This is a genomic window from Nesterenkonia sandarakina (assembly GCF_003003175.1).
Lineage (GTDB): Bacteria > Actinomycetota > Actinomycetes > Actinomycetales > Micrococcaceae > Nesterenkonia > Nesterenkonia sandarakina_A.
The window spans coordinates 15,008-39,821 of sequence record NZ_PVTY01000007.1 but is presented as its reverse complement, the minus strand read 5'-3'; the positions used below and the strand labels follow the sequence as shown (position 1 = coordinate 39,821).

Below are 24,814 nucleotides of genomic sequence, written 5' to 3'. Positions count from 1 at the left end.
CCCCCCAGGTGAGCCACGCGAGCGAAACCGCTGCAGCCGATACCACTGCGACTCAGCCCAGCAGCCCTTCGGCTGACTCCCAGGGTGAGAAGAAGCAGTACTCCTTCCAGGAGATGGAGGCCCGCTGGCTGCCCCTCTGGGAGGAACAGGGCACCTTCGTGGTGGATCCGGCCGACACCCGGGAGAAGAAGTACGTGCTGGACATGTTCCCGTACCCTTCCGGCGACCTGCACATGGGTCACGCCGAGGCCTTCGCCATCGGGGACATCCCCGCCCGGTACGCTCGGCTGCGCGGCTACAACGTGCTGCACCCGATCGGCTGGGACTCCTTCGGGCTGCCCGCGGAGAACGCGGCGATCAAGAACGACGCGCACCCCGCTGACTGGACCTACGCCAACATCGAGACCCAGGCGGCCTCGTTCAAGCGCTACGGGATCAGCACCGACTGGACCCGCCGGCTGCACACCTCGGATGAGTCCTACTACCGCTGGACCCAGTGGCTGTTCCTGCAGTTCTACAACAAGGGCCTGGCGTACAAGAAGGACTCACCGGTCAACTGGTGCCCGAAGGACCAGACCGTGCTCGCCAACGAACAGGTCGTCGACGGGGCCTGTGAACGCTGCGGCACCGCTGTGATCAAGAAGTCGCTGAACCAGTGGTACTTCAAGATCACCGACTACGCCGACCGGCTCCTCGAGGACATGGACGAGCTCAAGGGCCACTGGCCCGACCGGGTGCTCTCCATGCAGCGCAACTGGATCGGCCGCTCCACCGGCGCCTCCGTGCGCTACGAGATCACCTCGGCGCCCGACGCCCCGGAGCACCCGCCGGTCGAGGTCTTCACCACCCGCCCGGACACCCTCTACGGGGTCACCTTCATGGTGGTCGCCGCCGACGCCGATCTGGCGATGGACCTGGTCACCGAGGACAAGCGCGCCGAGCTCGAGGCCTACCGGGCCGCGCTGGGCAGCGTCTCCGACATCGAGCGCCAGTCCGCCGAGCGGGAACGCACCGGCGTCTTCCTGGGCCGCTACGCGATCCACCCGATCACCGGTGAAGAACTCCCGCTGTGGGCCTCTGACTACGTGCTCGCCGACTACGGCACCGGCGCGGTCATGGGCGTTCCCGCCCATGACCAGCGCGACCTGGAGTTCGCCCGCACCATGGGACTCAAGGTTCGCGTCGTCGTCGACACCGGCGAAGAGGACCCGTCCCAGACCGGCATCGCCACCGCCGGTGAGGGCAATGCGATCAACTCCCCGGCCTGGGAAGGACTCGGCAAGGACGCCGCGATCGCCCGCGCCATCGAGGTGCTCGCCGAGAAGGCCGTCGGCGAGGCCAAGGTCAACTACCGGCTGCGCGACTGGCTCCTCTCGCGCCAGCGCTTCTGGGGTGCACCGATCCCGATCATCCACTGCGCTGACTGCGGTGAGGTCCCGGTGCCGGAGGATCAGCTGCCCGTGAAGCTGCCCACCGGGATGCGCGGCGAGCAGCTCGCGCCCAAGGGCAAGTCCCCCCTCGCCGGAGCGACGGACTGGGTCAATGTGGAGTGCCCGTCCTGCGGCGGCGCCGCCACCCGGGACACCGACACCATGGACACCTTCGTGGACTCCTCCTGGTACCACCTGCGCTATATCGACCCGAACAACGATGCCGAGATCTTCCCCCGCGAGGAGATCAACAAGTGGCTGCCGGTGGACCAGTACGTGGGCGGGGTCGAGCACGCCATCCTGCACCTGCTCTACTCCCGGTTCTTCACCAAGGTGCTCTTCGACCTGGGTCTGGTGAACTTCACCGAGCCGTTCAAGGCGCTGCTGAACCAGGGTCAGGTCCTCAACGGGGGCAAGGCCATGTCGAAGTCCCTGGGCAACGGGGTGAACCTCGGCGAGCAGCTCGACATCTACGGGGTCGACGCCGTCCGGCTGACCATGGTCTTCGCCTCCCCGCCGGAGGACGACGTGGACTGGGCCGACGTCTCTCCCTCGGGTTCGGCGAAGTTCCTGGCCCGCGCCTGGCGACTGGCCCAGGATGTCAGCTCTGATGCCGGGGCTGATCCGGTCAACGGGGTCAAGGGACTGCGCGCGGTCACCCACCGGACCATCCAGGACGCGGCCCAGCTGGTCGAGGACAAGAAGTTCAACGTCGTGATCGCCCGCACGATGGAGCTGGTCAACGCCGCCCGCAAGGAGATCGACTCCGGCGCCGGCGCAGCCGATCCGGCAGTTCGCGAGGCCGCGGAGGTCACCGCGCAGATCCTCTCCCTGGTGGCGCCCTACACCGCCGAGGACATGTGGGCGATGCTCGGCCACGAGCCCTCGGTGGCGAACTCCGCCTGGCCGGCCGTGGATGAATCACTGCTGGTCCAGGACACCGTCACCGCGGTGGTCCAGGTCAAGGGCAAGCTGCGCGACAAGCTCGAGGTCGCTGCGGACATCACCGAGGCCGAGCTCGAGACGTTGGCGCTGGCGCTGCCGCGGATCCAGCGCTACATCGCCGAGGGCGGCGGGGTGCGCAAGGTCATCGTGCGCGCACCGAAGCTGGTCAACGTCGTGACAGGCTGATGACCCCGCGGCCCGCGGAACGCTGCCAGCAGAGCCTGGTCCGATGGCGCGGCGCCATCGAGGCCGACCTGCTCGCCCGGCGGGCCGCGGTGCCGGGGCGCAGACCCAACCTGCGCCGCAAGAAGGGCCGCATCGCGGTGGTCACCGACTCGTCCTGCTCGCTTCCGGTGGACCGCGACACCCAGGAGGTGCTGCTGGGTCCGGTCGGGGCGAACATCATCTCGGTGCCGCTCCCGGTGATGATCGGCGAGCAGATCTACCCGGAGACCAGTGAAGAGCTGGACCGGGACCTGCCGCTGGCGCTGGCCCAGGGGAACCCGGTGCGGACTTCACGGCCCTCGCCGGGACGGCTGCTGAACTCCTATCAGGCGCTGCGGGACCAGGGATACGCCGGGGTGGTGTCCATCCACCTCTCCGCGAAGCTCTCCGGGACCGTGGAGGCCGCCCGGCTGGCCGCGGGACAGCTGGATTTCCCGGTCACCGTGGTTGACTCCCGCCAGGCCGGCCTGGGGCTCGGGCACGCGGTGATCGACGCGGCGATCACCGCGCAGCTCGGCGGCACCCTGGAGTCGGTGGCCGAGGCCGCGTCACGCAGCGCCCACGCCGCGGAGTCGCTGTTCGTGCTGCCCAACCTCGATCAGCTGCGCCGCGGTGGACGGATCAACGCGATGTCCACGCTGATCGGCGGGCTGCTCTGGGTCAAGCCGCTGCTGCAGCTCGTCGACGGTGAGATCCAGCCGGTGGAGCGACCCCGCACCATGCCACGCGCGCTGGAACGGCTCCAGGCGCGGGTGGCGCAGCATGCGCACTCGATGGACGCCCCGCGGCTGGCGGTGCACGGGTTCGGCAACCCCGCCCAGTCCCTGGAGCTGGCCGAGGCGCTGGCTCCGCTCTCCGCCTCCCCGGTGCCGGTGGTGGATCTTCCCCCGGTCCTGGGCGCGCATCTGGGCCTGGGCGCCCTCGCGGTGTCCCTGAACCCCGCCCTTCCTGCCGCTCCCTGACGCTCCGTCGTTCCTGACGCTCGGCCCTTCGGGACGCTCCGCCCTGAGTTGTCCGCTTCGTGACTGTTTTCCCCAAGCCCGGTCCGACGACGACGCTGCGACGGTCTGCGCACAGCCCGGTCTCGCTCCGCGCAGCTGAACCATCCCGGCAATAGCCTCGCCCCATGGAGGTCTGGGCGGAGGATCAGCTGACGCGGCGCGAACGGCTGCGCGCGGAGCGCGAACTCGAACACTCCGCCCCGGCGCGGATCCGGTTGAAGCTCGCCGGAGTGGTGGTCCTGGTCATTGCGGTGCTGACCTGGCTGGGGGTCTCCTGGCTCAGCACCTCCGGCCCGGCGGGAGCCCCCGTGCCGGACCCCCCGGCGCTGCAGGGAGCCGGGCAGTCTGGGACGGACGCGGCGGGGACTGCGGAATCTTCGGGTCCGTCGGCGCCATCACCCCCGAACTCCTCGGCCGCCCCGGCAGTCCCGGGTTCCGGTGGTGAAGCAGGTGCCGGGAGCCCACCGCCAGGCACCTCGGAGGGGCCGCCGGGTGCGGAGCAGCCGAGGCCCGTCGTGGTCCACGTGGCCGGTGCCGTCGAGGAGCCGGGGGTGGTGGAGCTGCCCGCGGAAGCGCGGGTGCACGAGGCGATCGAGGCCGCCGGAGGGATGACCGCCGAGGCGGATCCGCGGGGGCTGAATCTCGCGGCACCGGTCCAGGACGGCACCGTGATCTGGGTGCCGACGCCGGAGGAGTTCGAGGCCGGGACCGGACCACCGGCTGCCGGCCGGGAGGCTGCCGGGCCGCCGGGGGCCGAAGCAGGGGCGCAGGCGGAGTCGGGTGCAGGGTCCGGTGTGGGACCGGATCCTGGGGCCGGGTCACTGATCAATCTGAACACCGCCGATGCCGCGACGCTGGACGAGCTGCCCGGGATCGGTCCCGCACTCTCGGAGCGGATCATCAGCTACCGGGAGGCGAACGGCCCCTTCGGCTCCTTGGAGGAGCTCGCCGGGGTCAGCGGGATCGGGCCGGTGATCTTGGCCGACGTGGAGGGTCTGGTGACCTGGTGACCGCCAGGAAGCCGCTGGATCTGCGGCTGCTGCCCACCGCCTTGAGCGCCTGGGCGGTGGCGCTGGCTGCGGTGCATCTGCCCTGGGAGCCGGCGCTGCAGCTGGGCTGGATCCTGTTGGGAGCAGGCGGCCTGTTGGGCGTGAGTGTCGGTCTGTTCCACCGGCTGGTGTTACATCCGGCGATGCTGCATGCGTTGCTCTGCTGCGTGTTGGCGGGAGTCGTCGCACTCCAGGCGGGGGCTGAGGCCCGGGGGTATGAGCTGAGCGGCTGGGCGGAGGCGGTGGAGGGGGACGCCCCGGTCATGGTCACGCTGCGGATCTCCGGTCAGCCGGAGCTGCTGGCCACCCCAGGCTTCGGGGGCGAGACCCGGGTCATGGCCCGGGCGCTGGTGGAGACGGCCTCGCTCTCGGGCGCGCAGATCCCTGCCGTTGTGGACGCCCCGGTGGTGATCATCCAGGACGCCGCAGACGCCGCAGACGCTGGAGATGATGGAGACGCCGCAGACGCTGGAGGTGACGGAGACGCCGCCGTGAGACCCGCCGCCGAGGACCTGCCCCTTCTCACGGGTCAGCGCTATCAGGGATTGGTGAGGCTCCGCTCGACCGAGCCGGGCCAGAGGGAGACTGCTGTGGTCTTTCCGTTCGGCGAGGCGCTGGAGCGGCTTCCTGCCGATGATCGCGCCGAGTTCACTGAGATCTTCAACAGGCTGCGCTCCGCCACCGCGGCGGCGTCCTCCCATGCGTTGGGCGACGCCCCCGCGCTGTTGCCGGGGCTGATTCTGGGGGACCGTACGTACCAGGATGAGGAGCTCAGCGAGGCGATGCGCGCCGCGGGCCTGAGTCACCTGACCGCGGTGAGCGGAGCCAACTGCGCGCTGGTCATGGGCGCCCTCATCGGGACCGTGCGTCTGCTGCGTGCGCCGCGCTGGATGACGGTTCCGGTCGCGCTCATCGGACTGGTGCTCTTCGTGCTGCTGGTGCACCCGGAACCCAGCGTGATCCGGGCCGGGGTGATGGGCAGCATCGCAGCGATTGCGCTCTTCGCCGGTCGCGGCCGGGCGGCGTTCTCGCTGCTCTGCCTCTGTGTGCTCGGGCTGCTGGTCTTTGATCCCTATTACGCGACGGAGCCCGCGTTCCAGCTGAGCGCTGCCGCCACCGCCGGAATCGTGATCCTGGGCACGCGGATCCGGGAGCGCCTCGAGGGGTTTCTGCCCGCGGTGATCGCGGCTCCGCTGGCCCTGGCGTTCTCCGCTCAGCTCTTCGTGACGCCGGTGCTGCTGCCGCTCTCGTCGTCGATGAGCACCTATGCCGTGCCGGCCAACGTTCTGGCAGCACCGTTCGTCCCGTTCATCACCGTGCCGGGGACCTTCGCGGCGGTGATCTCCACGACCCTGCCCTGGTTGGCGGCACCGATCCTCTGGTGCTGCGGACTGGCCGCCGCCTGTCTCGGGCTGATCGGCAGGTTCGCGGCCGGACTGCCACAGGCCACGGCGCCGTGGCCCGAAGGCTGGGTGGGCGGGGCCCTGGTGGTGCTCTATCTCTTCGCCGCGGTGGTCCTGGCCTGGGGACTGGTGGATCGGTTCCGGGGGTGGCATGTGGCTGTCCTGGCGGGAGCCGCTGCAGCCGTAGTGGCCCTGGTGCTTCCGGTGACGGCGCTCGCGCCCTCGCGTGGTGTTGATCAGTGGCGGGTGGCGCTGTGTGATGTGGGCCAAGGGGACATGCTGGTGATCCGCACGCAGGAGTCCGCCGGGGTCGTCGTGGATGCGGGGGAGGACCCGATGCTGGCGGACCAATGCCTCGAGACGCTCGGGGTCGAGACGGTCGAGGCGCTGCTGCTGACCCACGAACACCGTGACCATTACGGAGGCGCCCCGGGTGTGATCGAGGACCGTGCGGCGGGGTCGATCCTGCATGCCGGGAGCGCCGGGTGGGATGTCTCAACCGAGGTCGAATCTGTCGCGGAGCTGCCTTCGAGCACCCAGGTGCGTCGGCCCCAGGCTGGCGAGACGTTCGAGTTCACTGATCAGCTCCGTGTGCGGATGACGGTGTGGGCTGCGGAGTCTCATCACACCGAGGCCAACGACAACTCGCTGGTGGCGTTCTTCGAGATCGCGGACCCCGAGCTGCCCGACGCAACGGTGGGCTCAGTCGGTCAACCGCTGCGGGTGCTGACACTGGGTGATCTCGAGGAGGAGGTGGCCTCGTCGTTGCTGCGTCGCGTGGGAGCGCCTGTAGGGGTTCATCTGTTGAAAGTCGCTCATCATGGAGCGGCCAACGGGGGTACGCAGGTGCTGGAGGCGACCCGTCCTGCCGCGGCGCTGATCGGAGTCGGAGAGGACAACAGCTATGGACATCCCTCGGGAGAGATCCTGGGCACTCTGGAGGGTCTCGGTGCTGCGGTCTACCGCACCGACCTACACGGCACGGTCGTCTTCACCGTGGATTCAGAAGGGTTCGAGGCACTGTCAGTTCCCTGAACCGGATCGACGAACCCTCAGGCCCCAGTGGTTTGCGCTCTGAGCCAGAAAAGGCCTCGACAATTTCCTGATCAGAAGACAGACTGGTATTATAAGCCGCTTTTCTCAGCATCGCGGGGAGGCGATCATGGGTAGTGTGGGTCTGCTCTATGTCGGTGCGGTCCTGGTCATCAACGGACTGATGCTGCTGGGTGTCGTTCCTGGTAAAGCCGCCGCAGCCATGAACCTGTTCGTCGGAGCGATGCAGGTGGTGTTTCCGACGATCATCCTCACACAGTCCGACGGTGACCCCGGGGTCATACTCGGCGCATCAGGGCTGTTCCTCTTCGGATTCACCTACCTCTACGTTGCGTGGAACCTCCTGACCGGTGCACCCGGCGAAGGTCTGGGTTGGTTCTCGCTCTTTGTCGCAGCATGTGCCGTGGTCTACGGCACCCTTCATTTCACTCTGATCGATGACCCGTTGTTCGGTGTCATCTGGTTCTCCTGGGCAGTGCTCTGGTCCATGTTCTTCGTGCTGCTCGGCCTCGGCAGAGAAAGCATCCAGCGACGTACCGGCTGGTTCACCGTGTTCCTCGGCATCTTCACCGGGGCGATCCCGTCGTTCCTGCTGCTGACACAGAACTACCCGAGCGGCGATGGATCAGCCCTGATCGGCGCGGCGCTGGCAGTCGGACTGTTCGTCCTCGCCTGGCTCCTCGGCGCGCCGAAGAGAACCAGCATCTCGCGCGACAAGAACACGGTGGATGCGTCGACCTGAAAGAAACGCCCCTTCGAGGGCCCGACAGCAACAGGATGGTGAGGCCATATGCCGGTCTACAGCTTCAAGTGCGAGCACGGTTGCAGGTTCGACGCCTCTTATTCGATGGACGACGTTCCGCGGCAGCGCCGCTGCCAATATTGCGAGGCATCGGCCGTCCGGCTCATCACCTCGGTGAATCTGTCCCGAGCAGGTAGTCCGGCGTTCAAAGCCGCAGAGGCTTCCCTGCGAAGCGCACACGAGCCTGAAGTTGTGACCAGGCTGCCCCAGCAAGCCGGACGGCCGGCCCGGGTCACTCGGGACCCGCGTCACGCGAAGCTCCCGCGGACCTGAACGGAGGTTCTTCTGCCCGACATTTGACGTGACCACAGGCAGTGTTGAATTCAGAAGGAGAAGTAGAGATGCCCAAAAATCTGTTCAAGCTAGATTCCTCCAAGAAGTTCGGCGACCAGGAGAAGCTCGGCCACAACCGCTGGCACCCCGAGATTCCGCCCGTGGCGACGGTGAAGCCCGGCGAAAGTTTCCGGGTGGACTGCCGAGAATGGTTCGACGGTGCCATCGAGAACAACGATTCCGCGGAGGACATCCTCAATGCCCCGTTGCTCACGGTCCACGTGTTGAGCGGACCGTTCCACGTCGAGGGGGTGAAGCCCGGAGACCTGCTGATCGTGGACATTCTGGACGTCGGTCCGATTCCGCAGGAAGACGAGGGCCCGCTCGCCGGTCAAGGCTGGGGCTACACCGGCATCTTCTCAACGAATAATGGGGGTGGGTTCCTCACCGAACAGTTCCCCGACGCCTATAAGGCAGTGTGGGACTTCTCGGGTCAGACCGCCACCTCGCGGCACGTCCCAGGTGTCTCCTTCACCGGCATCGTCCATCCAGGACTGATGGGTACCGCGCCCTCAGCGGAGCTGCTCGCGAAATGGAATGCTCGCGAGGGGGCACTGATCGGCACTGACCCAGACCGGGTGCCTCCGCTCGCGCTTCCTCCCGAGTCTGAGCATGCGGTCCTCGGTGGGCTTGATCACGGTGAGTGGGACAGAGTCGGCTCCGAGGCGGCCCGTACCGCACCACCCCGCGAGAACGGGGGAAATCAGGACATCAAGAACCTCACCAAGGGGAGTCGGGTCTTCTATCCGGTGTTCGTCGACGGTGCGAACCTGTCTCTCGGTGACCTGCACTTCTCCCAGGGCGACGGCGAGATCACGTTCTGCGGGGCCATCGAGATGGGTGGCTTCGTCGACCTCCGGGTCGATGTGATCAAGGGGGGTATGGAGACCTACGGCGTCTCAGAGAATGCGATCTTCATGCCCGGCAACGTCGATCCGCAATACAGCGAGTGGCTGGCCTTCTCCGGCACCTCCGTGACTCTCGACGGTGAACAGCGGTATCTCGACTCCCACCTGTCCTACCAGCGAGCATGTCTGCACGCCATCGACTACCTGACGAAGTTCGGCTACAGCCCGGAGCAGGCGTACCTGCTGCTCGGCGCGGCGCCGATTGAAGGGCGGCTCTCGGGCGTCGTCGATATTCCGAACTCGTGTTCAACGGTGTATCTGCCGACCGCGATCTTCGACTTCGACGTTCGTCCGTCCGCGTCGGGTCCCGTACAGATCGACCCGGGGATCGGTGCACCCAGTGCAGCCAATCAGAAGTAGCCCTTCCTGAGGTGCATGGGTGAGCGCCCCTGTGAGTGCAGAGCTCTTCGACGAGCCGGCGGGGGCGTTCACCCAGGCGAGGGGTGCGGCAGATCCAGCTGCTCATAGTCGGTGAGCGTTCGGCACGCGTGGCGTTCGCGTGGGCACCGAGAAAAAGCCCGGGCTGTGGATCGCAGTTCGGCAGTCAGACCGTCTCAGGCATGTTGTCGTGCTTGTTCTCCTCGCTGCTGCCTCCGGCGGGACCGTTCGTCGCGCGCTCCAACCGGATGATGATCCCTTTCGATACCGGGGTGTTGCTGCCCTGCACGGTGTCATCCAGCGGCACCAGAACATTGCCCTCCGGGTAATAGACAGCGGCGCAGCCACGGGCCGTGGGGTAGGACACGGCACGGAATCCTCTCAGCACCCGGTCTTTGCCGTCCAGGTACTCGCCGTGCACATCCACCAGATCACCATCCCGGAAGCCGAGCAGAGCCAGGTCCTCGGGGTTCACGAGGATCACGTGTCGGCCCTTCTTGATCCCGCGGTACCGATCGTTGTAGCCGTAGATGGTGGTGTTGAACTGGTCATGGGAGCGCATGGTCTGCAGAATCAGTCGACCGGACGGACAGTCCATCGGGTCCAACTCATTCACGGTCATCCTCGCTCTGCCACTTGGCGTGTTGAACGTGCGGGAGTCACGCGGCCCGTTGGCCAGCAGGAAGCCGTCCTTCTCCCGGATCCGCTGATTGTAGTGCTCACAGCCCGGCACCACATGGGAGATGTGCTCGCGGATGAGATCGTAGTCATCTTCAAACCCCTGCCAGTCAGCTGCAATCCTGGGGCCCAGGGTCGCCTGGGCGATCCGGCTGACGATGGCGACCTCTGAGAGCAGGCCGGGCGCCACCGGTTCGACCCGGCCTTCGGAGGAATGGACCGCGCTGACCGTGTCCTCCACGGAGACGAACTGCGGGCCAGACGCCTGGACATCGATCTCGGTGCGGCCCAGCGTCGGCAGGATGAGAGCCTCCTGGCCGACCACGGTGTGGGATCGATTCAGCTTCGTGGAGATCTGCACGTTCATCTCAAGGTTCTGCATCGCCGCCTCCGTGGCCGCGGTGTCAGACATTGCGGCCGCAAAATTGCCGCCCAGGGAGAGGAAGAACCTGATGTCACCGTCCCGCATTCCGCGCACCGCGGCCACCGAGTCGACCCCGTGCTCGCGGGGAGGTTCGAACGAGAACTCACGCCCGAGCGCATCGAGGAAGGACGCCGGCATCTGTTCCCAGATTCCCATGGTGCGGTCACCCTGGACGTTGGAGTGCCCGCGAATCGGTGATGCACCGGCTCCTGGTCGGCCGAAGTTGCCCCGCAGGAGGAGCAGATTGATGATCTCCTTGATCGTCCCGACACCGTTCTTCTGCTGCGTGACGCCCATCGCCCAGGTGATGATCACCGAGTCAGCGTTGATATAGCGATCGGTCAGCTCATCGATCTCTTCGGAACGCAGTCCCGTCGCGTCCAGGACGGTCTGCTCCTCCAGGTGAGACAGGTGTTCACGCAGCTCGACGAGCCCCGCACAGTGCTGGGCGATGAACTCCTGATCAAGCACGCGGCCGGGGGTTCTTTCCTCAGCCTCAAGCACCCGCTTGGAGACCGCTTGCAGCAGCGCCATGTCGCCGCCTGCTCTGATCTTCAGGAACTGATCAGCCAGATCGGTGCCTCGCCCGAGAATGCCCCGAGGCTTCTGTGGGTTCTTGAACCGGCGCAGACCTGCCTCGGGCAGGGGGTTGACCGCGACGATCTGACCGCCGTTCTCCTTCTGCTTCTCCATGGCGCTGAGCATGCGCGGATGGTTCGTTCCGGGGTTCTGGCCTATCAGGATCATCAGATCGCAGGTGAGGAAATCGTCGTAGGCGACCGTTGCCTTGCCGACGCCGATGGTCTCGCCCATCGCGACGCCGGACGATTCGTGGCACATATTTGAGCAGTCGGGCATGTTGTTGGTGCCGAATCCGCGGATGAACAGCTGGTAGATGAACGCCGCCTCGTTCGAGGCGCGGCCGCTGGTATAGAAGGCAGCCTCGTCAGGGGAGGAGAGTCCTTTGAGCTTCTCTGAGACGAGGTTGATCGCGGTGTCCCAGTCGATCGGACGATAGTGGGTATCACCCGCAGCCTTGTACACGGGCTCAGTGAGCCGGCCCTGCATTCCCAGCCAGTACTCGGAGCGGCCGCGCAGCTCGCTGATCGGATGTTCGGCCCAGAAGTCTGAGGCGACTGTCACCGGCGTGGCTTCCCAGGTGACCGCTTTGGCCCCGTTCTCGCAGTACTCGAACGTGCTCCGGTGACCGCTGGGGTCCGGCCAGGCGCAGCTCATACAGTCGAATCCCTGTTTCTGATTCATCGCCAGCAGCGTCCGCGCGCTGCGCTCGATGCCCATGTGCTTGAGCGCCGGCTGCATCGAGTGATAGACGCCCGGAATTCCGGCGGCCCACTCCTTGGGCTTGCCGATCTCGAGATCGTTCTCGTCGGCTTCATCCACGGGAGGGTTGGAGCGAGTCATCAGGCGTCCCTTCTCGGCCGAATCTCGATAGCCAGCGGTGCTACTCGTGCCATTGTGGCCCACGAGCCGCCTCGAGGTCTCAGGGTGCCGCCCCGTCTGCGCCGAAGATGCGGCGCCAGGGGACGTGTCGGCGCAGGGGGCCACTCCCTGCGACCGGTTCGTTGACGAAGCTCCGTTATCGGCGGTAGCGCTCTGCCCTCTCCGCCGACTTCGGCGCCGTGCAGAACTCGGCGTCTTTGAAGCGTGAGCCAGCGGTCAGGTGCCCCCGAACCCACCTAGCAGGAACCAGAAGACGAATACACCGACCGTGCCCGCAATCAGGCCCCACCCGGCGCCGATGAGCGCCCGTACGGCCGTGGAGACGTCAGTCGGCGCCAGGGCTGGCAGGGCCAGGCCACACACCGCACCGATGACTGCCATGACCCCCGCCTGCACCGGAATGATCCAATTCTCGGCGGCAGAGCCGTCCAACAAGGCTGCCGTCACCGGCAGACTCAGGGCACCCGCACCGAGCAGCAAGGCCACACCCATGACGCGTTGGAAGGTCCTGGACATGACGTGCCTCCGAGCGAAGCGGGAACGCATGGACGCCCCGTTGTGGACGCCTGAGTGGTCCATACATCATCCCAGGTTCAGGCGGTGGAGACGCGGTCTTGGCGGCCCGCGACGCTCGGTACAGCGGGCACAAACGGGTTGAGCTCCACCTCGCCTCCGTGGACGACGACGCAGGTCGCGTCCGGCACTTCCTGCCATGCGCCCCGGAGATCCCCCAACGGTTCGGAGACCACCAGCCGAGTGTCGTCGGAGAGTCCCTGGAGCATCGGGTGGTCCGGGTACTGAGCGCGGAGCGTCGCGATGTCCTCAATGAAGCCGACCGCCTCGGCGACGGCCGTGCGGGGGTCCTGTTCCAGACCGAAGGTCAGCGCGAGGTAGAAGAACAGCTCGGAGTCGGTTGAGCCTTCGATCTCTGGATACAGGTTGGGATCGACCGCCATGGCCAGGTCACGCTTCATGGTCAGGAAGCCCGTGAGCAGCCCGTTGTGCATCCAGAGCCAGCGACCGTGGCGGAACGGGTGGCAGTTCGTCTGTTGGACAGCCGTACCGGTCGTGGCCCGGATGTGGGCGAACACGCGGCCGGCGGAGGCCTGCGCTGCGAGCTCGCGCAGATTGCGGTCGTGCCAGGCCGGCTCGGTGCTGCGGAAGACCCCCGGGGTCGGTCCCGCCCCGTACCAGCCGACCCCGAACCCGTCGCCGTTGGTGGTCTCGGCTCCCAGCCGCGAGTGTTTGCTCTGCATGACCAGGGAGTTGGTGGGTCTATAGAGCAGGTCATCCAACCGTACGGGGGAACCTGAATACGCCAGCCAGCGACACATGTCGTCTCCTTGCCATCGGGACGGATCCGAACACCGCGACGGCGCGCGGCAGCTTCATCCTACGTACCCGTGCGATGCGTCACATCACCCGCGCAGGGTGAGATTACCCCTCGAGCGCGACGTCGGTGATCGTCACTCGTCGGGGCCGTGAGCTGGCGCGGAAGCGGGATCGGCTGGTTCAGCTCAGGCCGGAGCTCGGAGTGATCTGATGCTCCAGGTCATCCGGCCCGGTTCACATCGTGGGCTTCAGCGACCCATTCGGGAAGGTCCTCACGGAAGGCATCGGCGATGTCCTGATCGGTGCTCACCGACCAGCGGACCAGCCCGTCGACCTCAGGTTCGTGCTTGTCCCAATTGAACCAGTTGATCAGACGCAGTTGGGGAAACTCAGAGCGCAGGTCTTCGGCGAAGATCTGCTGCCACCACTGCCGCTTGATCTCCAGGGCCAGATCCGGGTCAGCGTCAGCGGTGACGAACGCGGCGGTCTCCGGGATGGCAAGGGGCTTGTCGCGATTCGCGGCGTACAGCTCGTAGAAGTCCGGGAGCATGCTCTCATCGCCTGCCAGCCCCGAGTATGTCCCGCGCAGCTGTTCGGAGAACTTCTCCGGCTCCGGCAGGTCGTTGCTGCCCCACGGATGGGAGTCGCCCCAGTGATAGAGCGACATCCCGACCCAGTCCACGACGTCGTCACCGGGGTAGAACGGATCGTAGGGGTCATCGAGCTGGGTCAGCTCGCCATCGCCGTCGGTGTCCAGCAGCTCAAAGTCGGTGGTGCCGGGCTCGGGCGCGTACTGGCCGCCGACGAAGGGATACCCGCCGCCGTAGTTCGGCGCCCAGATCATCTCGGTGCCCGTGGTCTGCTCGCGAACCGCCGCGGCGACCTCGCGGAAGGCGTCGATATAGGCCTCGGGCTGCATGCCCCAGGGGTACCAGGACCCGTTCATCTCGTGGGCGAAGCGAAGCATGACCGGCACCTCGGCGTCATTGACCTCGACGAGGAGATCGATCAGCTCGGCGATCGATTCCTCGGTGACGGCTTCGAGCCCCTCATGCGGCTCCAGAGTGAGCATGAGCACCCCGCCCATTCCGGCGACCTGGTCGGCGGCGTCGCGCACGTTCTCGGCATCGGTCTCGGAGAACGGCATGTGGATGAAGGACACGGCGGCGCCGGGAGTGACGCCAGTCGTAGTGGCGAACTGCTCCAGCGTCTCGACGCCCCAGTCGGGGTTCAATCCGATGGTCGGACGGTCCCCGGGGAGCGCCTGCGTCGGCCCGGCCAACCGCTGGTGGGTGGGCGAGGAGTTCTCCGCCTGGGGCCCGGACTCCGAAGGGGCCGAGCATCCGACCGTGAGTGCGCTCACGGCAGCAGTGGCGAGCAGGGGAGACAGGCGGTCAGATCGCAGACGTGGCCGCACAGGGCTCCTCACTTCGGTGGGACACACAGTGAGGGGGCGTCAGCTGTGCGCTGACGCCCCCTCATGGTGTGCCGGGTGGCACAATGTTGAATCAGCCTGCGACGGGCAGCTTCAGCTGATCGCCGACGAAGATCAGGTTCGGATCCTGGACGGTGTCAGTGTTGGCGTTCCAGATGTCGTTCCAGTCGAGGCCCAGAGCGTTGGCGATGCTGGACAGCGAGTCGCCGGCCTGCACGGTGTAGGTCTCGCCCGAGGTCTGAACCTCGACCTGCTGCGGTGCCTGCTCCACGGGGGCGGGCTCAGGTGCCGGTGCGGGTGCTGGCTCGGGGGCCGGTGCGGGCTCAGGAGCGGGTGCTGGCTCGGGCGCCGGTGCGGGCTCAGGAGCGGGTGCTGGCTCAGGGGCCGGTGCGGGCTCGGGAGCTGACTGCTCCGGTGCCGGCTCGGACTGTGCGGGAGCAGTGTTGCCGCCGCCACCCGGGTTGCCGGAGAGGCCGAGCTGCGCGGAGCAGGAGGGCCATGCGCCCCAGCCCTGGATCTCCCAGAGTGCGTGTGCCCGGCTGATCTGCTCGGACTTGCTGGCATCACTGGGGAGACCGGAGCCGCCCACTGCCTGCCAGGACTGCTGGGAGAACTGCACGCCGCCGTAGTAGCCGTTGCCGGTGTTGATCGACCAGTTGCCACCGGACTCGCACTGTGCGAGCTGGTCCCACTGACCCGAGGCGCTTGCGGCCGGGGCCTGAGCGACGACGGCCGCACCGGCCAGCGTGGCGGCAGCGAGAGAGCCGCCGAGAACCTTCTTGAAAGTCTGCTTGGTCTGCATGAGAGTTGAGTCCCGAAGTCCCTGCACTCGTGACCCTCCCGGGCCGTCCTAGTGTCACCGTCCGCCTTCATGGTGTGTAGCGGTCAAGTTTCACCCGAGTCGGCATGGACGGTGGTGGGTAGCCGACCCCGGTGCTTCCTGATGCCGTGTGGTGAGCCTGGGAACGGTGGCCCAGTCGTCACAGCGGCATCACAGAAGATGTCCGTTAACCAGTAAAAGGTCTCGATTTGATTGCGTCAACCGGAGCTTGGGTGACGTCAGGCACCCAAGAAGCCCGGAATCACGCGGAAAATGCTTCGTTACCTGGCTGTTATCAACGTTTCTGTGAATAACATGTGAGTGACCCAGCTGTGACGGAAGGACCGGATCGAGACGTTCTTCCGGTGCCCTGCCACCCTGGACGACGTTTCCACAATGTGGGAATTTTGGTGCCCCAACCGCCGAAGCGGTGAATCTGGTGCAAGAATCAGACGATGGACGGTGTGGATCGCGCAATCATTTCTGCGCTGCGGGAAGACGGACGAATCTCCAATGCGGCGTTGGCCCAGAAGGTCGGACTCACCGCCGGTCCCTGCCTGCGCCGCGTCCAGCGACTGGAGGCCGAAGGCGTCATCCTGGGCTACACCGCGGACATCAACCCCGAGTCTCTGGGTCAGTCCTTCGAGGTCGGTCTGGACATCGAGCTCAAATGGGGAGACCGCGAGACCGTCGAACGCTTCGAAGACACCATGGCAGGTTACGAGGAGGTCCTCGAGCTGCTCCGGCTCTTCGGCTCGCCCGACTACTTCGCCCGCGTCGCCGTCGCCGATCTGCACGCCTATGAGCGGTTCCTCACCAAGAAGGTGCTGACCATTCCCGGGGTCCAGGGCACGGACTCCGCCTTCCCGATGAAGATCATCAAGAGTCAGCGCCCACATCTGAACACCGGGAAGTCCTTCGACGAGTGAGTCCCGCATGAGCGCTGCCGGGGAGTCTGCGCCTCGGGGTCTGCCGCATCTGCTGATGGTCGTCACGGTGCTGATCGTGGCGGCCAATCTGCGTCCCGCGATCACCGCGGTGGGTCCACTCATCGAACGTATCGGTGAGGACACCGGGCTGGGTCCGGCAGCCCTGGGGCTCCTCGGCGCCATCCCCGCACTGGGCTTCGGCGTCGTGGCGCTCTTCGTGGCCGCGCTCGGGCGCCGCTGGGGCCTGGAGCGGACGATCTTCGTCTCACTGCTGCTGCTGGGACTCGGCACGCTGCTGCGGTCTCTGCCGCTGGGCAGCTTCTCGCTCTTCGCCGGCACCGTGATCCTCAGCGCCGCCATCGGGGTGGGCAATGTGCTGGTCCCGGCGGTGGTCAAACGTGACTTCCCCGCCCGAGTGCCGGTCATGACCGGGCTCTATACGGCCGTGCTCGTCGGCTGTGCGGCGGTCGCCTCCGGCACGGCGGTGCCGGTGGCCGCGGCCAGGGGGTGGGAATTCACCCTCGGAGTCTCGGCCCTCTTCGCGCTCGTCTCCGCCGCCCTCTGGGGAGTCCGGCTTCGAGGCCCGCAGCGGACCGATTCCGGCTCCGCCGCGACGCCTGGCGGGTCAGACCTCACGAGCCCAGCGGCTGCCGCCGGAGCCGATGTGGGTTCAGCGGTCCCTGACCCGGCGCTGCCTGCGGCGGGCTCCCGGAGCCGCACGATGTGGCGCTCCGCGGTCGCCTGGCAGGTCACCGCCTACTTCGCCCTGCAGTCAGGGATCTTCTACCTGATGCTGACCTGGTTCCCGGCCATCCAGACCTCCCACGGCGTCACCGAGGCAGCCGCAGGCTTCTGGCTCGGCGCCTACCAGGCCATCGGGATCCTTGCGAGCCTGGTGATGGGTCCGATCATGCAGCGCGCTCAGGACCAGCGCGCGGTGGTCGTGGCGCTGGCAGCCATCATGTTCATCGGGGTGCTCGGCATCATCTTCCTGCCTGCGGCGATGCCGGCCTGGGCGCTGATCGTCGGCTTCGCCTCCGGAGGAAACCTGCTGGCAGGACTGACCTTGATCAGCATGCGCGCCCGGACCTCAGCGGAGGCCAGTCGTCTCTCCGGCATGGCTCAGGGAGTCGGCTATCTGCTCGCCGCCGTGGGCCCGCTGCTGGCCGGCACGTTGTTCGAGTTCACCGGCTCCTGGTCCCCGGTGCTGTGGATCATCGCTGCAGCCGTCGTCGTGATGGCGGTGGTGGGACTCTTCGCCGGCCGCCGGGTGGACGTGCTCTAGCCGGAGGTCAGCCCTGGGCGTGGACTTCCTGGGAGATTAGGCGCTCCAGATCGGTGAACTCGACGCTGGTCGGGTCACGATCCAGTCCGAGAGTGACGTCGAAGATGCGTCGGATGTGACCGGGAATACCCTGGGACAGCCCACCGGTCATGATGACCACCCGATCGGCGAGGCGCACCGCTTCTTCGATGCTGTGCGTGACGAACAGCACGGTCGTCCCCACAGAGCGTCGGATCTGGGAAAGGTCGGACTGCATCTGTTCCCGAGTCAATGCATCCAGGGCCCCGAAGGGTTCGTCCATGAGCATCACTGTGGGCCGGTTCGCCAGCACGCGGGCGATCGCCACGCGCTGCTGCATGCCGCCAGAGAGCTGATGGGGGTACTTGTCCCTGACCCGGCCGAGCCCCACCAGATCCAGGTGCTGCTCGACCAGATCACGCCTATGGGCACGGGGGAGTCCCTTCTGCTTCGGTCCCAGCTCGACGTTCTCCGCGACGCTGAGCCACGGAAACAAGCCATAGTCCTGGAAGACGAATCCGCGATCAGGGCCGGGGGAGGAGACAGGGTTGCCGTCCAGGGTGATCTCGCCTTCGGAATGCGATTCGAAGCCGGCGATCATTCGGAGCACGGTGCTTTTTCCGCATCCGCTCGCCCCGACGATCGCGACCAGCTCCCCGGGGCTGACCTGGAGGTCGAATCCCTGCATGGCGAAGGGTCCCTCGCCGTAGCGTTTTCCGACGTTCGTGAAGGACAGCGCTTCGGTGGTCTGGGTCGTCATCGATGGTGAGTCGGCGGTGATGCTCATGTGACCTCCTGGAGGACGGGGCGATTGCGGGAGATGACTTTCAAGGCGAAGACCAGGAATCGATCAGAGAGGAACCCCCAAGATCCCGATGATGATCATTCCGGACATGATCAGGTCGATCTGTGAAACGACTCGGCCTTCCATGATCATCGCGCCGAGTCCGATGTTGACGCCGGTCATCTCACCGACGACCAGGAGCGCCCACGCCAGGCCAAGGCCCACGCGGAGCCCGCTGAAGATGCCCGGCACCGAGGCCGGGGCGACGACGAGGATCATTCGCTTCCAGGGCTTCATGCCCAGCATGGCGGCCGCCTCGAGCAGCCGTGGGGGAACCTGCGCCGCCGCGGCAGAGGTGCTGATCAGCATGGGGAAGAAGGCCGCGAGGAAGACCAGAAAGATCGCGGAGCGGTCCCCGATGCCGATGACGATCAGCGCCAACGGAGCCCATGCGGTCACAGGTATGGGGCGCACGATGTTGATCAGCGGCTCGAAGAGCTGCGTGACGCTCCTGGATCGTCCCAGCAGGATCCCGAACGGCACGGCGAGCGCGGCCGCCAGGGCGAATCCGCTGCCCGCGCGAACCAGGGAGGCCCAGATATGTCTCCAGATATCTCCGCTGTAGGGCCCGGGGACCAGACCGCCGAAGAACAGGTCCGCAAGGCGAATCCCGACCTGGGACGGAGTCGGCAGCTGCGCCATGCGGATGCCGAAGGGCAAGTTCCAGCTGAACTGCACGCCGAGGCTCCAGAGCACGAGCACCGCGATCGGGACTGGGAGCGCCAGCAGTAGAGCCCGCGGTGACCAGCGCCGACGTCTCGGCGCGGCCGGTTCGTGTCGCGGCGGAGCTTCACGCACTTCTGCAGAGGCCGTGGGGGCGAGAGCTGTCATCAGCGCCTCACTCCATCTCGGTGACGACGTCGTCTGCCACGGGTGCCTCAGAGATGATCTCCAGCTCCTGCATCTGCAGCGCCAGCTCGTCGATGTTGCTGCGGTACTCCTCGTCGATGTCCGAACGCAGCCAGATGTTCTCTACCGCCTGCTCCAAGACCTCGTTCTCGAAGGAGAACTGCTCCTGGACGGCTTCGATCCACTCGCTGGGGTTCTCCTCGAGGTGGGCCGTCGCCTGCTCATGGATGCCGAGCAGCTCCTGGACCAGATCGGGATTCTCCTCGGCGAGCGTGCCGGTGGTCGCAAGTCCGATGTTCACCGGACCCAGGGGCGTGGTATAGATGTCTTCGACCGGCTCGGCACCCTCCAGAAGCGAGAGCGAGACCCCGACCTCGGCTCCTGCGAAGGCGTCGATGTCCCCGCTGCTCAAGGCGTCATGCATGTCGGCGTAACCGAGATTGACCATGTTGATGTCGGTGTCCGGGTCCAGTCCCGCTTCCTCGGCCAGCAGCCGGAACGCCATCTCCTGCGAGGAGCCGGGGACGTAGCCCACAGTTCTGCCTTCTAGGTCGGTGACGCCCTCGATCTCGGCATCACCGATGAGTCCGCTGCCGCCGTCGGCGCCGGAGGCGACGAGCGTGATGTCAGATCCCTCCGAGACCCCGGTGATCACGGTCGGGACGCCCATCAGTGCGAAGTCCACGTCACCGGAGAGCAGCGCGGTCATCTGATCGGTGGAGGTATCCATCGGCACGACTTCGATGGTCGTTCCTTCGGGTGCGAAGTCCTCGTAGGCGTAGGGAGCGTAGAGGTGTGGCTGACGCTGGGTGGCGATGCTGATGACGTCGTCATCTTCTCGGTCGGGTTCGCCGGTGCATCCGGTCAGGGTCAGGGCGGAGGTCATGACAACGGCGGTGAACGTGGTCGTCCGCAGAGCAGTGGTTTTCATGGTCCCATTTCCTGAGGCTGAATCTTCTGAACGTGAACGGAGTCGTCTGCGCGGGATGCAGTGCATCCCCGAGACGGGTGTATCCGCGCTTGTGGACGCGGTCGTATACACGTGTTGAAGCCTAAGGAGCCGGTGTTTCGGCGGCATTGCTCCGCCGTGAAGGGACCATGTCCGAGAGCTCACTCCGCCGCACGCGGGGCCGGCGCCCGACCGGACCGGGCTGGCGGTGCTCGAGGAGCTCCGCAGCGCCGCCTGGCTGCGCGAGGTCGGCGTGGTCGACGTCGTGCTGATCACCGCGCTGCGCGACGTCGAGCATGTGCGCACCGCCATGGCGATGGGGGCGCTGCACTACCTGATCAAGCCCTTCCCGCTGCGCCAGCTGCGCGATCAGCTCGAACGCTACGCCGCCGCACGCAAGCGGATGGCCGCGCTGTCCACCGTCCCGCAGAACGACGTCGACGCGCTCTTCGGGATGATGCGGCCGATGGCTTCCCGCTCGATGGCCAAAGGTCTGACCCTGGCGACCGCCGAACGCGTGGCCGAGGTGCTGCGCTCCACCGACGCCGACGTCTCCGCCGTCGAGGTCTCGGAGACCACCGGGATTGCCCGAGTCACGGCCCGCCGCTATCTGGAGCACCTGTGCGCCGAAGGCCGGGCGGAGCTGACCCTGCGCTACGGCCAGGCGGCACGCCCCGAGCACCGCTACCGCTGGGTGCCCTGATCCGGATCTGGCTGCCGCGCCGGGGATGTCGTGCTCAGGATGTCAGGCCTTGGATGTTGCGCCAGGGCTGTCGAGCACGGGCTGGCGGCTGCGCCCCGGACCGTCGATCGTGGCGGTGCTCGACCGCGCCGCCGATTTCAGCACCGCCACGACCGAACTGTGGCTGCCGGTGGAGCGGGCCTCACACCTCAGCTGAGCCTGCTGAGCAGGTTTGTCCTGTGCCGATGCATCAGTAGTCTCAGGTGATGGATCACCACCCCTGGACCGCAGCAGACCTCCCAGTGCTCCGCGGCCGGACCGCGCTGGTCACCGGAGCCACCAGCGGGGTCGGGCTCGCGACGGCAGGAGCGCTGGCCCAGGCCGGGGCCCATGTGGTGCTCGGCGTGAGGGACACCGAGCGCGGCCGCGCGGTCGCGGCGACCATGTCGGGAAGCACCGAGGTGCGTCGCCTCGACCTGGCGGACCTGGCCTCGGTCAGGGACTTCACCCAGTCCTGGAGCGGCCCGCTGGATCTGTTGATCAACAACGCCGGGGTCGCAGGCGGACGAGGCGCGGTGACCAGGGATGGATTCGACCTGCAGTTCGGCACGAATCACCTGGGCCACTTCGCGCTGACGAATCTGCTTCTGCCTCATGTGATCGACCGGGTCGTCACGCTCGCCTCCGGGGCGCATCGGGCCGGGGACATCCACTTCCAGGACCTCGCGCTGCGCACCCGCCGCTACTCGCTCGCCGAGACGTATGGCCAGTCCAAGCTCGCAAACCTGCTCTTCACCCTGGATCTCGAACGCCGACTGCGCGGCTCCGGCTCCGAGGTCCGCTCCCTCGCCTCGCATCCCGGCTATTCGGCGACCAATCTCGGGATCAAGGGCCGCAGCAAGCCACTCGTCGCCACGGTCAATCTGGCGGGCCGGCTTCTGGCGCAGACCAGCCAACAGGGAGCGCTTCCCACGCTTTTCGCAGCCACCCAGGACCTGCCTGGAGCCAGCTACGTCGGGCCAGACGGTCGTTGGGAGCTGCACGGCAGCCCGGCCCTGGTCGGACGCTCGGCGAAGGCCAGTGACCCTGCCCTGGCGACCCGGCTCTGGGAGGTGTCCGAGGAGCTCACCGGCGTCCGATTCGGCCTGGACCTGCAGTAGGTCTCTCGCGGACTGAGAATGCCAGCTCGCGGTTCGCTGAGCTCAGTCGTCGACCTCAGTCAAGGGGACGTGCCGACCCTGCGATCTCCTGCAGCGCCCGCACGTGCGCGGCAAACGCCGAGCGTCCGGTCTTGGTGAGCGAGAGCCAGGTGATCTGCCGGGCGTCTCCGCGTTCCGCGGAGGCGGCCTTCCTGGAGGAGACGTATCCTGCGGCCGCGAGAGTCTTCAGGTGCTTGGAGAGTGTCGCATCGGAGACCTCCAAGGTGTCGCGCAGCACCGCGAAGTCGAGATCATCCACCGGGCGAAGCAGCCCGCAGATCCGCAGCCGGACCGGGGCGTGGATCGTCTCATCGAATCTGGCCTCAGCCATGCCGCAAGGTGTCCCAGGCAGAGCGGCAGGCGATGCCGGAGAGCCACGTCGTCGTCGCGAACGCGATCAGACTGGTCAGCACCACCGCCCAGGTGAAGCCGGAGGCGACCAGGCCGAGAGAGACGCTGAAGAGCACGAGACACGCCGCGATGATCCCAGCGACGGCGACACCGGCGCGGGGGCCCATGGTGCGCACGCGCAGGCCGGTCTCACGCCGGATCAGGTAGGTGACCACAAGGACGCCGACCAGGGCCAGCCAGCCCGAGGTGGGTGGTTCGTAGTTCTCACCCGGAGCGGTGCCGGCTGCACTGGAGACCCACCAGGCGGCGAGACAGCCGTAGGCCGCCAGCAGCGCTCGCGGGACCTGGATCGCCGACGCCAGACGTTCCCGGTCACCGGTCAGCGTGTTCAAGGCCTGGGCGGCGTCCTCAGGGGAGGGGCTGACTGAATGCTTTTCCATAGCGGAAAGTCTATGTGTCATTTTCCGCTGCGGCAAGCAACTTCAGGTCGCAGGAGGGCGGGTCTGTGGCCGCGCGGTGATCGAGGCGTGGGCACGACGCCCTGAATCCTGCCGGTGTTCGGCGTCCAGGACCCTGAAGCCAGACTCGAGGAGCCGCTCCCGCGCCGCCTGGATCGACCACGAGTATGCGGTGCTGATCTCATGAGCGAACGGCGTCGCATCGAGACCGTGGAAAAAGCCGATCAGCAGCCGTCCCTCCGGCCGCAGGGCTCGGTGCAGCTCACCGAGAATCTCCGGCAGGGCGGCGACCGGGGTATGGATCAGCGAGTACCAGGCCAGGATCCGGCCTGCGAGGCATCGGGGACGTCCAAAGCCGTCATCGAGCCCACCCGAAAGGTCACCTCAGGGAACCGGGCTCGCGCGTGGCCGATGAACTCCGGAACCAGATCCAGGCCGGAGATCTCGACCCCAAGTGACCGCAGGTGGGCCGTCCAATGCCCCGGACCGCAGCCCGCGTCGAGCACCGGACCGGCGGGCAGCTCCTGAGCCCACGCGATGATCTTCTCGCGATCCCGCGGATCCATCTGATCCATGGAGCCCAGAAGGTGCGAATACTCGGCGGCCCGCCGGCCGTAGGCGACGCGCAGGGGTTATTCCTCGGTCATCGTGCGCGGTCTCGAGCGTGACTCAGGCGCGGACAGCCGCGGGTGCGTCCCATTCCGGGCGACGCTTCTCCGGTGCGGATCCGCGAGCCATCAGGATCAGGAAGGCGATGCTGCCGAGGATCGGGACCAGCGAGATGAAGAACACCGGTCCGGGGAGCCCGATGTCGTGGAAGCGGCGCCAGGTCACGGCCAGCATCGGGAAGATGGTGGCGGCCCAGATGAGCAGGTGCAGCAGTCCTGCGACCGCGACGACCCCGCCCGCGGCGCCTTCGAACCAGACCTGGTAGGAGAACTCCGGCTGTCCGGCAGGGTTGTAGGACTCGGTCACGACATCGTCGGGGAAGGCGGTGGAGATGATGATCGCGGTGCCGATGGTGATGGCCGTGTGGAGGACGAAGAGCAGCAGCCAGGGCCACCAGAACTCCCCGCGTGTCGCGTAGCCCTTGAACTGGGCGTAGTTCTTGAAGAATGCCGCGATGCAGGATTTCGGACCTTGTGGGGCCGAGCGCTGCGTGGTGCATGAATCGGGGGAGGTGTCGTACGCGTAGTCAGTCATCGAGTCTCCTGTATCGCCTATCGTCGGTCCAGCCGCGGAGATCACTGAATTTCTTCACGCGCTCGCAGGAATTCACCCCACACCGCGTGCGTTCCTGGAGGACGAAATTAGGCCGGGAGAACGGTCTGAGGTGCGGAAATAAGCGAAGCTCCACTGCATCTGCACTGAACGTAGCCTGAACAAAAAACCTCGGTCAAACGAATTGATGCAAAGTTCCTCGGGCCACAGGCCGGAGGGACGGCGACGGCAGGCCCGCATGACTGTCAGGGCGCGGATCGAGACCGTTACTGAATGCAATTAATATTTTTCACGGCAGAAGATGACTGAACTGGGCCATGAGACTCGGACGACTACCCGCCGAGTCCCGGTA

Annotated in this window: 22 protein-coding genes and 1 pseudogene; 11 read left to right on the top strand and 12 right to left on the bottom strand. The window is 66.7% G+C overall.

Annotated elements, in window-relative coordinates; all coding sequences use genetic code 11:
- The first annotated feature begins 8 nt into the window (after positions 1 to 8).
- The 6 genes from leuS to fmdA all read left to right on the top strand — a co-directional run bounded on the left by leuS (position 9) and on the right by fmdA (position 9,509).
- A complete protein-coding gene (gene leuS / locus BCL67_RS06990) occupies positions 9 to 2,561 on the top strand; it encodes a leucine--tRNA ligase (RefSeq protein ID WP_106122737.1) in 2,553 nt (850 codons plus the stop codon).
- Positions 2,561 to 3,562: a DegV family protein gene (locus BCL67_RS06985; RefSeq protein WP_106122736.1), complete on the top strand. Its 1,002-nt coding sequence runs from the start codon at positions 2,561 to 2,563 to the stop codon at positions 3,560 to 3,562. The genes leuS and BCL67_RS06985 overlap by 1 nt, the downstream gene beginning before the upstream one ends.
- Before the next feature lie 164 nt (positions 3,563 to 3,726).
- Entirely contained in the window at positions 3,727 to 4,611 is an 885-nt protein-coding gene (locus BCL67_RS06980; RefSeq protein WP_106122735.1) for a ComEA family DNA-binding protein, read from the top strand.
- A complete protein-coding gene (locus BCL67_RS06975) occupies positions 4,608 to 7,088 on the top strand; it encodes a ComEC/Rec2 family competence protein (RefSeq protein ID WP_106122734.1) in 2,481 nt (826 codons plus the stop codon). Before BCL67_RS06980 ends, BCL67_RS06975 begins: the two co-directional genes overlap by 4 nt.
- 127 nt (positions 7,089 to 7,215) lie before the next feature.
- Positions 7,216 to 7,848, top strand: a complete 633-nt coding sequence (locus BCL67_RS06970) for an AmiS/UreI family transporter (RefSeq protein WP_106122733.1) — start codon at positions 7,216 to 7,218, stop codon at positions 7,846 to 7,848.
- A 401-nt stretch (positions 7,849 to 8,249) separates the two neighbouring features.
- Positions 8,250 to 9,509, top strand: a complete 1,260-nt coding sequence (gene fmdA / locus BCL67_RS06960) for a formamidase (RefSeq protein WP_106122731.1) — start codon at positions 8,250 to 8,252, stop codon at positions 9,507 to 9,509.
- A gap of 184 nt (positions 9,510 to 9,693) precedes the next feature.
- Here fmdA and BCL67_RS06955 read toward each other — a convergent pair whose 3' ends face one another.
- The 5 genes from BCL67_RS06955 to BCL67_RS06935 form a co-directional block, all read right to left on the bottom strand.
- Positions 9,694 to 12,051 carry an FdhF/YdeP family oxidoreductase gene (locus BCL67_RS06955; protein WP_106122730.1) on the bottom strand — a complete coding sequence of 786 codons (2,358 nt, stop codon included), beginning with the start codon at positions 12,049 to 12,051 and terminating at the stop codon, positions 9,694 to 9,696.
- Between the two features lie 255 nt (positions 12,052 to 12,306).
- Positions 12,307 to 12,606 (bottom strand): hypothetical protein, encoded by a 300-nt coding sequence (locus BCL67_RS06950; RefSeq protein WP_146131103.1) that lies wholly within the window; start codon positions 12,604 to 12,606, stop codon positions 12,307 to 12,309.
- Positions 12,607 to 12,683: 77 nt separating this feature from the next.
- Positions 12,684 to 13,424: a class II glutamine amidotransferase gene (locus BCL67_RS06945; RefSeq protein ID WP_106122728.1), complete on the bottom strand. Its 741-nt coding sequence runs from the start codon at positions 13,422 to 13,424 to the stop codon at positions 12,684 to 12,686.
- 218 nt (positions 13,425 to 13,642) lie between these two features.
- Positions 13,643 to 14,785, bottom strand: coding sequence for a glycoside hydrolase family 26 protein (locus BCL67_RS06940; RefSeq protein ID WP_258174842.1), 1,143 nt, complete (start codon positions 14,783 to 14,785; stop codon positions 13,643 to 13,645).
- 145 nt (positions 14,786 to 14,930) lie between these two features.
- Positions 14,931 to 15,659, bottom strand: a complete 729-nt coding sequence (locus BCL67_RS06935; RefSeq protein WP_106122727.1) for a LysM peptidoglycan-binding domain-containing protein — start codon at positions 15,657 to 15,659, stop codon at positions 14,931 to 14,933.
- 473 nt (positions 15,660 to 16,132) lie between these two features.
- Between BCL67_RS06935 and BCL67_RS06930 the strand changes: the two genes are divergently transcribed.
- Both BCL67_RS06930 and BCL67_RS06925 read left to right on the top strand, forming a co-directional pair.
- Positions 16,133 to 16,606 carry an Lrp/AsnC family transcriptional regulator gene (locus tag BCL67_RS06930; protein WP_106122726.1) on the top strand — a complete coding sequence of 158 codons (474 nt, stop codon included), beginning with the start codon at positions 16,133 to 16,135 and terminating at the stop codon, positions 16,604 to 16,606.
- A gap of 7 nt (positions 16,607 to 16,613) precedes the next feature.
- Positions 16,614 to 17,891: an MFS transporter gene (locus BCL67_RS06925; protein ID WP_106122725.1), complete on the top strand. Its 1,278-nt coding sequence runs from the start codon at positions 16,614 to 16,616 to the stop codon at positions 17,889 to 17,891.
- A 7-nt stretch (positions 17,892 to 17,898) separates the two neighbouring features.
- Here BCL67_RS06925 and BCL67_RS06920 read toward each other — a convergent pair whose 3' ends face one another.
- The 3 genes from BCL67_RS06920 to BCL67_RS06910 form a co-directional block, all read right to left on the bottom strand.
- A complete protein-coding gene (locus BCL67_RS06920) occupies positions 17,899 to 18,696 on the bottom strand; it encodes an ABC transporter ATP-binding protein (protein ID WP_258174840.1) in 798 nt (265 codons plus the stop codon).
- 63 nt (positions 18,697 to 18,759) lie between these two features.
- Positions 18,760 to 19,584: an ABC transporter permease gene (locus BCL67_RS06915; RefSeq protein ID WP_219886436.1), complete on the bottom strand. Its 825-nt coding sequence runs from the start codon at positions 19,582 to 19,584 to the stop codon at positions 18,760 to 18,762.
- Positions 19,585 to 19,591: 7 nt separating this feature from the next.
- Entirely contained in the window at positions 19,592 to 20,533 is a 942-nt protein-coding gene (locus BCL67_RS06910) for an ABC transporter substrate-binding protein (protein ID WP_181255921.1), read from the bottom strand.
- Positions 20,534 to 20,759: 226 nt separating this feature from the next.
- Here BCL67_RS06910 and BCL67_RS06905 point away from each other — a divergent pair, with 226 nt between their 5' ends.
- The 3 genes and pseudogenes from BCL67_RS06905 (at position 20,760) to BCL67_RS06900 (ending at position 22,393) form a co-directional block, all read left to right on the top strand.
- A complete protein-coding gene (locus BCL67_RS06905) occupies positions 20,760 to 21,254 on the top strand; it encodes a two-component system response regulator (RefSeq protein WP_181255920.1) in 495 nt (164 codons plus the stop codon).
- A 73-nt stretch (positions 21,255 to 21,327) separates the two neighbouring features.
- Positions 21,328 to 21,450: pseudogene (locus BCL67_RS15435) on the top strand (AraC family transcriptional regulator); the annotation flags it as partial.
- A 49-nt stretch (positions 21,451 to 21,499) separates the two neighbouring features.
- Entirely contained in the window at positions 21,500 to 22,393 is an 894-nt protein-coding gene (locus BCL67_RS06900) for an oxidoreductase (protein ID WP_106122722.1), read from the top strand.
- A 55-nt stretch (positions 22,394 to 22,448) separates the two neighbouring features.
- On the opposite strand, the gene BCL67_RS06895 is transcribed toward BCL67_RS06900, so the two are convergent.
- From BCL67_RS06895 to BCL67_RS06880, 4 genes are all read right to left on the bottom strand, one after another.
- Positions 22,449 to 22,763 carry a transcriptional regulator gene (locus BCL67_RS06895; RefSeq protein WP_106122721.1) on the bottom strand — a complete coding sequence of 105 codons (315 nt, stop codon included), beginning with the start codon at positions 22,761 to 22,763 and terminating at the stop codon, positions 22,449 to 22,451.
- Positions 22,756 to 23,223 (bottom strand): hypothetical protein, encoded by a 468-nt coding sequence (locus tag BCL67_RS06890; RefSeq protein WP_106122720.1) that lies wholly within the window; start codon positions 23,221 to 23,223, stop codon positions 22,756 to 22,758. Before BCL67_RS06890 ends, BCL67_RS06895 begins: the two co-directional genes overlap by 8 nt.
- Before the next feature lie 320 nt (positions 23,224 to 23,543).
- Positions 23,544 to 23,807 carry a class I SAM-dependent methyltransferase gene (locus tag BCL67_RS15790; RefSeq protein ID WP_258174838.1) on the bottom strand — a complete coding sequence of 88 codons (264 nt, stop codon included), beginning with the start codon at positions 23,805 to 23,807 and terminating at the stop codon, positions 23,544 to 23,546.
- Positions 23,808 to 23,910: 103 nt separating this feature from the next.
- On the bottom strand, positions 23,911 to 24,444 hold the full coding sequence (locus BCL67_RS06880) for a DUF805 domain-containing protein (RefSeq protein WP_106122719.1): 534 nt from the start codon (positions 24,442 to 24,444) through the stop codon (positions 23,911 to 23,913).
- Positions 24,445 to 24,814 lie beyond the last annotated feature (370 nt).